Origin of the sequence: Rhodopseudomonas sp. (assembly GCF_048594845.1) — a bacterium.
Lineage (GTDB): Bacteria > Pseudomonadota > Alphaproteobacteria > Rhizobiales > Xanthobacteraceae > Rhodopseudomonas.
Genome location: NZ_JBMDXE010000106.1, coordinates 1 through 9397, shown reverse-complemented (window position 1 = coordinate 9397; position 9397 = coordinate 1). Strand labels below are relative to the sequence as shown.

At 66.4% G+C, this 9397-nt stretch carries 9 protein-coding genes; 3 read left to right on the top strand and 6 right to left on the bottom strand.

Annotation, left to right across the window (positions count from 1 at the left end; all coding sequences use genetic code 11):
- Positions 1 to 92: 92 nt before the first annotated feature.
- From ACOJTD_RS06130 to carA, 4 genes are all read right to left on the bottom strand, one after another.
- Positions 93 to 311, bottom strand: coding sequence for a hypothetical protein (locus ACOJTD_RS06130; RefSeq protein ID WP_054161531.1), 219 nt, complete (start codon positions 309 to 311; stop codon positions 93 to 95).
- Positions 312 to 963: 652 nt separating this feature from the next.
- Positions 964 to 1167 (bottom strand): light-harvesting protein, encoded by a 204-nt coding sequence (locus tag ACOJTD_RS06125; protein WP_054161530.1) that lies wholly within the window; start codon positions 1165 to 1167, stop codon positions 964 to 966.
- 12 nt (positions 1168 to 1179) lie between these two features.
- A complete protein-coding gene (gene pufB / locus ACOJTD_RS06120) occupies positions 1180 to 1335 on the bottom strand; it encodes a light-harvesting antenna LH1, beta subunit (RefSeq protein ID WP_011440233.1) in 156 nt (51 codons plus the stop codon).
- Between the two features lie 395 nt (positions 1336 to 1730).
- Positions 1731 to 2924, bottom strand: coding sequence for a glutamine-hydrolyzing carbamoyl-phosphate synthase small subunit (gene carA / locus ACOJTD_RS06115; RefSeq protein WP_420132038.1), 1194 nt, complete (start codon positions 2922 to 2924; stop codon positions 1731 to 1733).
- Positions 2925 to 3071: 147 nt separating this feature from the next.
- Between carA and ACOJTD_RS06110 the strand changes: the two genes are divergently transcribed.
- Both ACOJTD_RS06110 and ACOJTD_RS06105 read left to right on the top strand, forming a co-directional pair.
- Entirely contained in the window at positions 3072 to 3773 is a 702-nt protein-coding gene (locus ACOJTD_RS06110; RefSeq protein WP_420132037.1) for an alpha/beta fold hydrolase, read from the top strand.
- 153 nt (positions 3774 to 3926) lie between these two features.
- On the top strand, positions 3927 to 4382 hold the full coding sequence (locus ACOJTD_RS06105; protein WP_420132036.1) for a GatB/YqeY domain-containing protein: 456 nt from the start codon (positions 3927 to 3929) through the stop codon (positions 4380 to 4382).
- 255 nt (positions 4383 to 4637) lie between these two features.
- On the opposite strand, the gene ACOJTD_RS06100 is transcribed toward ACOJTD_RS06105, so the two are convergent.
- Together ACOJTD_RS06100 and ACOJTD_RS06095 are read right to left on the bottom strand one after the other, a co-directional pair.
- Positions 4638 to 6218, bottom strand: a complete 1581-nt coding sequence (locus ACOJTD_RS06100; protein WP_420132035.1) for a DHA2 family efflux MFS transporter permease subunit — start codon at positions 6216 to 6218, stop codon at positions 4638 to 4640.
- A 10-nt stretch (positions 6219 to 6228) separates the two neighbouring features.
- Positions 6229 to 7416 carry a biotin/lipoyl-binding protein gene (locus ACOJTD_RS06095; RefSeq protein ID WP_420132034.1) on the bottom strand — a complete coding sequence of 396 codons (1188 nt, stop codon included), beginning with the start codon at positions 7414 to 7416 and terminating at the stop codon, positions 6229 to 6231.
- 213 nt (positions 7417 to 7629) lie between these two features.
- Between ACOJTD_RS06095 and ACOJTD_RS06090 the strand changes: the two genes are divergently transcribed.
- Positions 7630 to 9237, top strand: a complete 1608-nt coding sequence (locus ACOJTD_RS06090; RefSeq protein WP_420132033.1) for an acyl-CoA synthetase — start codon at positions 7630 to 7632, stop codon at positions 9235 to 9237.
- Positions 9238 to 9397: the final 160 nt, after the last annotated feature.

The window sequence follows — 9397 nt, the reverse complement described above, 5'->3', positions numbered from 1 at the left end:
TTATCCGAATCAAAACGCGCCGCGAAGGCGCGGCGCGTGGAGGTCGGGCGGCGAGGAGGCCGCGCGGTGGCGCGGCCGCGAAAAGACGCGCGTTACGGCGCGCCGTGGGCGCCGGCGCGGACAGCGTCGTGCACCAGCGCGTTGGCGTCGGTGATTCCGCGCGCGGCGTTCTGCACGATGATCTGCGCCATCATCGCTTTGGTGGCCGGCGTGCGATGCTCCATCGCGATCTGCTCAACCGCGATATCGAGCACTTCGCGGAGCGTCGCGACGTAATCGGGATCGAACTTCGGCTGGTTCATGGCAGTCATCGATGGCCTCCTTCATTTCAGGTTTGCATCAATGCCGATGCAATGCGGCTCAAGTGGGTCCGCTGGATGAAGTTGCAGTGACGCTGCTGATTTTTAAGTGAGCGCGATCGTGAGTGGCGCGCAGAGATACAAAAAACTACTGTGGCACAGTCGTTTTTGACATCGTTACGATGCGTTCATGTGGCGCGCGCTGGAGCAATTCCAGATCGTGTCGCGAGCTGCGTAAGCTTGTCCGTGCCACAAGTGTAAACGAGGCGCGCGCGCCACACGCTGGCGCACGCGCGCCACAGCGGACTCGTTGCGGTTGTGATCGCGCCGATGACTCGACGCGTGCGAGTCGTCTCTGCTGTGGTCTCGTGCGGCGAGGTGTCGGGCGTGTCGATCCGTAGCGACATCGCGCCGTCCATGTCCGCGGACACCTGCACGTGTCGGCTCGCCGACCGTCCGAACGCATGCGCGGCGAGATGTCGTGTCACGATGAAGACGCGAGATCGGCGACGGCGATCGCACCCGGGATCGCGCACGCACGGGCGGCGTACCTTGGCTCCGCCGCGGCCGTCTTGGTCAGTCGCGATCCGCCCGCCAAAATGCACGACGCCCGCCGAGGTCCTGAGGACCCCGACGGGCGTCGGTCGATGTCGCTAGGCGAAGCTTACTTCTTCGCCGGGGCAGCAGCCGGAGCCGGAGCGGCCGGCGCGGCGGCGACAGCGGCGCCACCCTGCCAGTACTTCGGGAACCAGGCGGTGTTGTTGAGCACCGCGGCGTGCACCAGGATCGCGATGACGGTGACGCTGCCCAGCAGCAGCGGCAGGCCGACGGTCGGATTCACGACGGTCCAGATACGTCCTTGATTCATGTCCGATCTCCCTTAGTGCAGCCAGGGCGAGTAAACGTAGGCCAGGAAGTGGGCCACGATGGCGATCGCGCCGAAAATGCGCGTGCCGTCGATCACGTGCTTGTGGATCTCTTCCGACTCCGCGATCGTCAGACCGGTCGGCCAGACCTTGTTGGGATCGTCTGCCATAATAACCTCCTCAGAGATTCAAATTCGTGCTGAACCCGCACGCGAGTGCCGCGAGCAGCGACCGGACCGAGTTCACCGGCTGGTCAGACGATGGCTGCCCCCTCAGGCCTCGCCACGCTGCCGTCCGGGCGCTAGTCCCGGCTGAGACCTCCGCTCTGGTCCACCAGCACCTGTTGGCCGGCCCCGTTCACGGTGTTCTCTCGCTTGGTCAAATTATCGTGACAGATACGCTTGTCAACTTGACATGACACTACGGCCCGTCCGGTTCATGCCGGACAACCAAGGGAGGTCGCCGGCGAGCGCCGGCGGAGAGTGCGGGAGTCTCCAGAATGCCGAAGGGCCCGGCCTTCCGGCCGAGCCCTTCGTGTTCAGGCGACTGTCGAGAGCGGCTGCGTTTACGCGGCGCTCTTCTTGGCGCGCATCAGGTCGCTGAAGCGGCGGAACAGATAGTGCGAGTCCCGCGGGCCGGGCGACGCCTCCGGGTGGTACTGCACCGAGAACACCGGCTTGTCGGCCAGCGCGATGCCGCAATTGCTCTCGTCGAACAGCGACACGTGGGTCTGCTGCACGTTGCCGGGCAACGTCGATTTGTCGACCGCGAAGCCGTGGTTCATCGAGGTGATCTCGACCTTGCCGGTGGTGAGATCCTTGACCGGATGATTGGCGCCGTGGTGGCCCTGATGCATCTTCACGGTCTTGCCGCCGAGGGCGAGGCCGAGCATCTGGTGGCCGAGGCAGATGCCGAAGGTCGGCACGCCGGACTGGATCACCTGCTGGATCACCGGCACGGCATATTTGCCGGTCGCCGCCGGATCGCCCGGGCCGTTGGACAGGAACACGCCGTCCGGCTTCATCGCCAGGATGTCCTCGGCCGGGGTCGTCGCCGGCACCACCGTCACCTTGCAGCCTTCACCCGCGAGCAGCCGCAGGATGTTGCGCTTGATGCCGTAATCGATCGCCACGACGTTGAATTCGGGCTTGTCCTGCCGGCCAAAACCTTCGCCCCAGGCCCAGGGCGTCTCGTCCCAGGTGAAGCGCTGGCCCGAGGTCACCATCGGCACCAGGTCCATGCCCTCGAGGCCGGGCCATTCGCGCGCTTCTTCCTTGAGCGCGTGCAGGTCGAACTCGCCGTTCGGCGAATGCGCGATCACCGCGTTGGGCATGCCCTTCTCGCGGATCAGCGCGGTCAGCGCGCGGGTGTCGATGCCGCTGAGGCCGATGATGCCGCGCGCCTTCAGCCAGGCGTCGAGGTTCTTCGACGAGCGATAGTTCGACGGGTCGGTGATGGCGCCGCGCAGGATCACGCCGCGCGCGCCCGGCGTCGCCGCCATGTTGACCGTCTCGATATCCTCGTCGTTGGTGCCGACGTTGCCGATATGCGGGAAGGTGAAGGTGATGAGCTGCCCGGCGTAAGAGGGATCGGTGAGGATCTCCTCGTAGCCGGTCATCGCGGTGTTGAAGCAGACCTCGCCCACGGCGGAGCCGACGGCGCCGAGGCCGAAGCCCTCGAACACCGTGCCGTCGGCGAGCACGAGCAGCGCGGTCGGTTTATGGTCCGGCCAGGCGGGATTGGATGCTGAATTGGTCATGAGCGCATTACATAGTCGCGCCCGGCGGCGCCGTCAAAGCGCTGCGGCCGGCAAAGTGTGCGCATTTCGGTGATATTTGACAGGGATTCTCCCGGGCTTAGCTTCGCCCGCCTGCGCCGGTCCGAATCGTGCGCACAGGGAGGTTCCATGGACACATCGTTGCCGATCGTGCTGATCCCCGGCCTTTGCAGCTCGCCGCGGATCTATGCCCCGGTTCTGCCGGCGCTATGGTCGTTCGGCCCCCCGATGGTGGCCAACCACATTCGCGACGAGAGCATGGCGGCGATCGCGCGGCGGATCCTGTCCGAAGCGCCGCCGCGCTTCGCGCTCGCCGGACATTCGATGGGCGGCTACATCGCCTTCGAGATCATGCGCCAGGCGCCGGATCGGGTCGCCAGGCTGGCGCTGATCAACACCCAGGCGCGGCCCGACAGCCCCGAGGCCTCGGCGCGGCGCACCCGGCAAATCGGCGAGGCCAATGCCGGCCGGCTGCACGGCGTGCTCGACGAGCTGTATCCGGGCTTCGTCCATCCATCGCGCGCCGACGACAACGGCTTGCGCCAGATCATCCACGCCATGGGCGACGACGTCGGCGCCGCCGGCTTCGCCCGGCAGCAGCGCGCCATCATCGCCCGCGCCGATTCCCGTCCGACGCTGGCGACCATCGCCTGTCCGACGCTGGTGCTGACCGGCGACACCGACAACACCATCCCCAACAGCCTGTCGCAGGAAATGGCCGACGGGATCAACGGGGCGAAACTGGTGATCATCCCGGATTGCGGACACATGCCGCAAATCGAACAACCCGCCGCCACCGCCGCGGCGCTGACCGAGTGGCTGCGGAACTAGAGTTGTTTCGGCCGGGCGAACGGCCTACATCATGCGCCACAACGCCATTTGCCGTCATTGCGAGCGAAGCGAAGCGATCCAGCGCCACGCGCGGAGCATGGGTTGCTTCGTCGCTTCGCTCCTCGCAATGACGAAGACCCTGAGGAGCCCGACATGCTGCGCGAAAATATCAACACCGCCGTCAAAGAGGCGATGAAGGCCAAGGACGAGCGCAAGCTGTCGACGCTGCGGATGGTCAATTCGACCATCAAGAACGCCGACATCGAAGCCCGCGGCCAGGGCAAGCCGCCGCTCGGCGACGGCGATCTGCTCAGCCTGCTGCAGAAGATGATCAAGCAGCGCCAGGAGTCGGTCGAGCTCTACGACAAAGGCGGCCGCGCCGAACTCGCCGACCAGGAGCGCGCCGAGATCGCCGTGATCCAGGCCTACCTGCCGCAGCAGATGTCCGACGACGAGGTCAAGACCGCGATCGCCGCCGTGATCAGCGAGACCGGCGCCGCCGGCATCAAGGACATGGGCAAGGTCATCGCCGCGCTGAAGGCGAAGTACGCGGGGCAAATGGATTTCGGCAAGGCGTCCGGCCTGGTGAAGGCGGCGCTGACGGGTTAGTTCGCGCTGCGCAGCTCGAGGGTACTCACCACGAGCACTGCATAACCTCTCCCCGCGTGCGGGGAGAGGTCGACCGGCGCAGCCGGTCGGGTGAGGGGGCGTGTCCGCGCAGCCGAGAGTTAGTAGTCAACGTCAACAGCAGCGCCGTGCTCGCGTCGCCCTCACCCCAGCCCTCTCCCCCCAGCGGGAGAGGGTGCGCGCAAGGCGCGAGGGGGCGTCCTTGGCAATGTCGGAAGAGCTACCACCGCATTCTGGTCAATGCGCCATCGCCGGCTTCGCACTTCGGTCGACGCTACGGAGCGACAGCGCGAGCGGGATCATCGCGGCGGCGATCAGACCCAACGCGACGAACACGTCCAGATAGGCGAGCAGTGCCGCTTGGGTCTGGACCATCTGGCCGACGATCGCCATCGCGCTGCCCGACTTGCTGCCGGTGGCATTCTGAGTGCCGAGATAGCCCTGGATCTGTGCCAGCGTGTCGTGCAGCACCGGATTCCACGCGCCGACGTGCTCGCTCAGCCGGCTCTGGTGAAACTGTTCGCGCCGCGCCAGCACGGTCTGGCTGATCGAGACGCCGATCGAGCCGCCGAAATTGCGCGCCAGGTTGATCATCGCCGAGGCCTGGTCGGTCTTGTCCGGCGGGATACCGTCATACGATGCGGTGGTGATCGGGATGAAGATCAGCGGCAGGCCGATGCCGAGATAGATCCGCGACAGCGCGAAGAACCAGTAGTCGGCGTCCGGCGACATCCGCATCAGGTCGATCATCGCGCCGCCGGCGATGGTGGCGCCGAGCGCGATCAGCCAGCGCGGCTGCACCGAACCGCCGATCCGGCCGACGATCACCATCATCACCATGGTGACGAGGCCGCCGGGGGAGATCACCAGACCGGCCAGCGTCGCGGTGTAGCCGAACCGCTCCTGTAGCAACTGCGGCACGATCTGGGTGGTGGCGATCAGCAGCGCGCCGGTCGCCAGCATGATGACGAAGCAGGTGCCGAACTGCCGGCCCGTCAGCATCCTGACGTCGATCAGCGGCCGTTCCCGCGACAGCTCCCACGGCACGAACGCGATCAGCGCCGCGACCGAGATCAGCGCGAAGGTGACGATGAAGCCCGAGCCGAACCAGTCGTCGACCTGGCCGCGGTCGAGCACGACTTCCAGCGCACCGAGGAAGGTCGCCACCAGCGCGAAGCCGACGAAGTCGAAGTTGAGCCCCTTGGCCCACAGCTTCGCGCGTTCCTGGCGCTGCTTCTCGGAGGAGGGGATGATCAGATAGATCAGCGCCAGCGTGATGACGCCGACCGGCACGTTGATCAGGAAGCACCAGTGCCACGACAGATTATCACTGAGCCAGCCGCCGAGCGTCGGGCCAACCACCGGCGCCACCACCACGGCGATGCCGTACAGCGCGAAGCCTTGCCCGCGCTTGGCCGGCGGGAAGGCGGCCGCAAGGATCGATTGCGCCACCGGCGTCATGCCGCCGCCGGCGAGCCCCTGCATGATCCGGAACAGCAGCAGCGATTGCAGATTCCAGGCGAAGCCGCAGAGCAGCGAGCTCACCGTGAACAGCGCGATGCACACCAGAAAGAAATTCTTGCGGCCGAACATCTGGGCGATCCAGCCCGACGCGCACAGCACGATCGAATTGGCGACCAGATAGGTCGTCACCACCCACGACGCTTCGTCGCCGGACACTGCGAGGCCGCCGGCGATGTAGCGCAGCGCGACGTTGGCAATGGTGGTGTCGAGCACTTCCATGAAGGTCGCGACCGACACCAGCACCGCGATCAGCCACGGATTGGCGCCACCATATTCGCCTTCGCTGTCGGCCATGGCGATGGCCTCACTGACGAACGGTGACGCGCGGCACCACCGACATGCCTGGGCCGAGCTCGACATCCGGCGGCTGATCGAAGGTGATCTTCACCGGCACGCGCTGCACCACCTTGACGTAGTTGCCGGTGGCGTTCTCGGCGGGCAGCAGGCTGAACGCCGTGCCGCTGCCGGCCTGGATGGAGTTGACGTGGCCCGGATAGCTTTTGCCGTAGGCGTCGATGTGGATGTCGACCGGCTGCCCGACGCGCATCAGCTCGAGCTGCGTCTCCTTGAAGTTGGCGGTGACCCAGACGTCGAGCGGCACCAGCACCATGATGGCCTGGCCGGGGGAGGCGAGGGCGCCGACTGCCCCGGTCAGCTTGGCGATGCGGCCGTCGGTCGGCGCGCGCAACTCGGTGCGCTGCAGATTGGCGTCGGCTTGCTCCTTCTGCGCCTGCGCGGCCTTGAGCTGCGCCTTGGCCTGCTCGACCTTGGCGCGCAGCACGTCGACCTGGCGATCGGCCGCGAGCTTGGCGGCGTTGGCGGCATCGAGCGCGGCGCGCTTGCTGGTGAAGTCGGACTGCGCCTGCTGCGCCCGCTGTACCGTGCCGGCGCCCTTCTGCACCAGATCCTGATAGCGCTGGTTTTCGTCGGCGGCGAAGTTGAGCGCGGCCTGCGCTTCCTGCACCTGCTGATTGGCCTGCTGGATCTGCGCCTGCTGGGCGCCGATCTGCGCCTCGATGTCGGTGATCGAAGCCTGCGCCTGCAGGATCTGCGCGGCCGCCTGATCGACCGCGGCCTTGTAGTCACGCTGATCGATGGTGGCGAGCAGGTCGCCTTCCTTGACCACCTGATTGTCGGTGACGTTGACGCCGGTGATCGCGCCTGAGACCTGCGGGCTGATCAGTACCGTGCGGGTATCGATGAAGGCGTCGTCGCTGCTTTCGAAATTGCGCGCATGCAGCCACCACACGATTCCGCCGACGATCGCGGCGGCGATCAGCACCGCGCCGGCCACCGCGGCGATCGGATGCTGCCGGAACAGCCCGCGCAGGCCGGCCGGCTTCGGCGGTGCGGCGTCTTCGTTGCGTTTGGCCGGGGCCTGATCGGTCCGCGTCTCTCGGCGCTCGGTCTCGCGCATCGCCGGGGCGCCTTGCGGATCGTTCGAACGCGGGCCGCCCTCACTCTTCGCGGAAATTACGTCAGCCGCGCTCATCGGTCTCACCGTCGCTGGGGAACAAACTGGACCCGGGAGAACACGTGCGGCCGGCTCGGGTTCCCGGCAATGCTGCAATGCAAAGGTCTGCGGTCCACACAATCCCGCGACCGGGAAATGGCACTCGTCGCCGACGCCCCGATGGCGCTACGATGCGCGCAAGCCTGCCCAAGAAGGCGACAAGAAGACTTTCGTGACGACCGGGGAAATGCCTTGCTGACCGAGACCACCGACTACGACAATCTGTATCGCAACTTCCACTGGCAGGTGCCGGCGCGATTCAACATCGCCACGGCCTGCTGCGATCGCCACGCGATCGGCGACAAGCCGGCGCTGATCTATGTCGAGGACGGCGGCGCGGTGACGCGGCTGTCCTTCGCCGAACTCGCGACCGCGTCGCGCCGTTTCGCCAACGTGCTGAAGGATGGCGGGCTGACGCGCGGCGACCGCGTCGCGGTGTTTCTGTCGCAATCGATCGAGCTGCCGATCGTGCACCTCGCTGCCTTTCGCTCCGGCCTCGTCTCGGTGCCGCTGTTCACGCTGTTCGGCGAGGACGCGCTCGAATTCCGGCTGAGCAATTCCGGCGCGCGTGCCGTCGTCACGGACGAGAGCGGCCTGCCCAAGCTGCTGAAGATCCGCGACCGGCTGCCGGAGCTGCAGCACATCTACGTCGCCGGCGGCGCAGCGCAGCCCGGCGTCGAGCTGTTCTGGTCGAAGCTGGACTCGGCCTCCGACGCATTCGAGACCGTGGACACCTCCGCGGACGATCCGGCGATCATCATCTACACCTCGGGCACCACGGGCAATCCCAAGGGCGCGCTGCACGCGCACCGCGTGCTGCTCGGCCATCTGCCGAACGTCGAGATGGCGCACGACTTCTTCCCCAAGCCCGGCGACCTGATGTGGACGCCGGCGGATTGGGCCTGGATCGGCGGGCTGTTCGATGCGCTGTTTCCCACCTGGTACCACGGCGTCGCGATGGTCGGCTATCGCGCCAAGAAGTTCGAGCCGCAGGCCGCGATGCAGTTGATGGCCGATCACGGCATCCGCAACGTCTTCCTGCCGCCGACCGCGCTGAAGCTGATGCGCCAGGCCGAGGTCAAACACGACGGCGTCAAGCTGCGCAGCATCTTCACCGGCGGCGAGTCGCTCGGTGGCGAATTGCTGCAATGGGTGCGGGCGACGTTCGGCGTCGATGCGCACGAGATCTACGGCCAGACCGAGTGCAATCTCGTCGTCGGCAACAACGCCAAGCTGTTTCCGATCCGCCCCGGCTCGATGGGTAAGGCGACGCCGGGCTTCGACGTCCGCATCATCGACGAGACGGGCCGCGAACTGCCACGCGGCGAACGCGGCATCATCGCGGTGCGCCGGCCCAATCCCTGCATCATGCTGGAGTACTGGAAGAACCCGGACGCCACGGCGAAGAAATTCGCCGGCGACTTCCTGCTCACCGGCGATCTCGGATCGCAGGACGACGACGGTTACTTCTGGTACGACAGTCGCGAGGACGACGTCATCACCTCGGCCGGCTATCGCATTGGCCCGTCGGAAATCGAGCACACGCTGCTGAAGCATCCGGCGGTCGCGTTCGCCGCGGTGGTCGGCGTCCCCGATCCGATCCGCACCGAACAGATCAAGGCCTGGATCGTGCTGCGCCCGGGTTTCAGCAAAGATGACACGCTGGCCCGCGACATCCAGGACCACGTCAAAGTCCAACTCGCCGCGCACGAATATCCGAGACTGATCGAATTCACCGACACGCTGCCGATGACCGCGACGGGAAAAGTGCTGCGCCGCGAGCTGCGGGCGAGGGGGTAGCACCACCCCTCGTTCGTCATTCGGGCGCGCGCAGGCCAACCACCTCTGCCGTCATTCCGGGGCGCGCGCAGCGCGAGCCCGGAATCCATAACCGAAGGTGGTTATGTTGAGCAACGAGCCGGCGACCTCCGTGCCTGACCGCGAGCTCAGGGGTTATGGA

What these genes read in the sequence shown, in the direction of transcription:
- ACOJTD_RS06125 (WP_054161530.1), bottom strand. Translation starts at nt 1,167, where the DNA reads ATGAATCAAGGACGTATCTGGACCGTCGTGAATCCGACCGTCGGCCTG.
- ACOJTD_RS06095 (WP_420132034.1), bottom strand. Translation starts at nt 7,416, where the DNA reads ATGAGCGCGGCTGACGTAATTTCCGCGAAGAGTGAGGGCGGCCCGCGT.
- ACOJTD_RS06110 (WP_420132037.1), top strand. Translation starts at nt 3,072, where the DNA reads ATGGACACATCGTTGCCGATCGTGCTGATCCCCGGCCTTTGCAGCTCG.
- ACOJTD_RS06105 (WP_420132036.1), top strand. Translation starts at nt 3,927, where the DNA reads ATGCTGCGCGAAAATATCAACACCGCCGTCAAAGAGGCGATGAAGGCC.
- carA (WP_420132038.1), bottom strand. Translation starts at nt 2,924, where the DNA reads ATGACCAATTCAGCATCCAATCCCGCCTGGCCGGACCATAAACCGACC.
- pufB (WP_011440233.1), bottom strand. Translation starts at nt 1,335, where the DNA reads ATGGCAGACGATCCCAACAAGGTCTGGCCGACCGGTCTGACGATCGCG.
- ACOJTD_RS06130 (WP_054161531.1), bottom strand. Translation starts at nt 311, where the DNA reads ATGACTGCCATGAACCAGCCGAAGTTCGATCCCGATTACGTCGCGACG.
- ACOJTD_RS06100 (WP_420132035.1), bottom strand. Translation starts at nt 6,218, where the DNA reads ATGGCCGACAGCGAAGGCGAATATGGTGGCGCCAATCCGTGGCTGATC.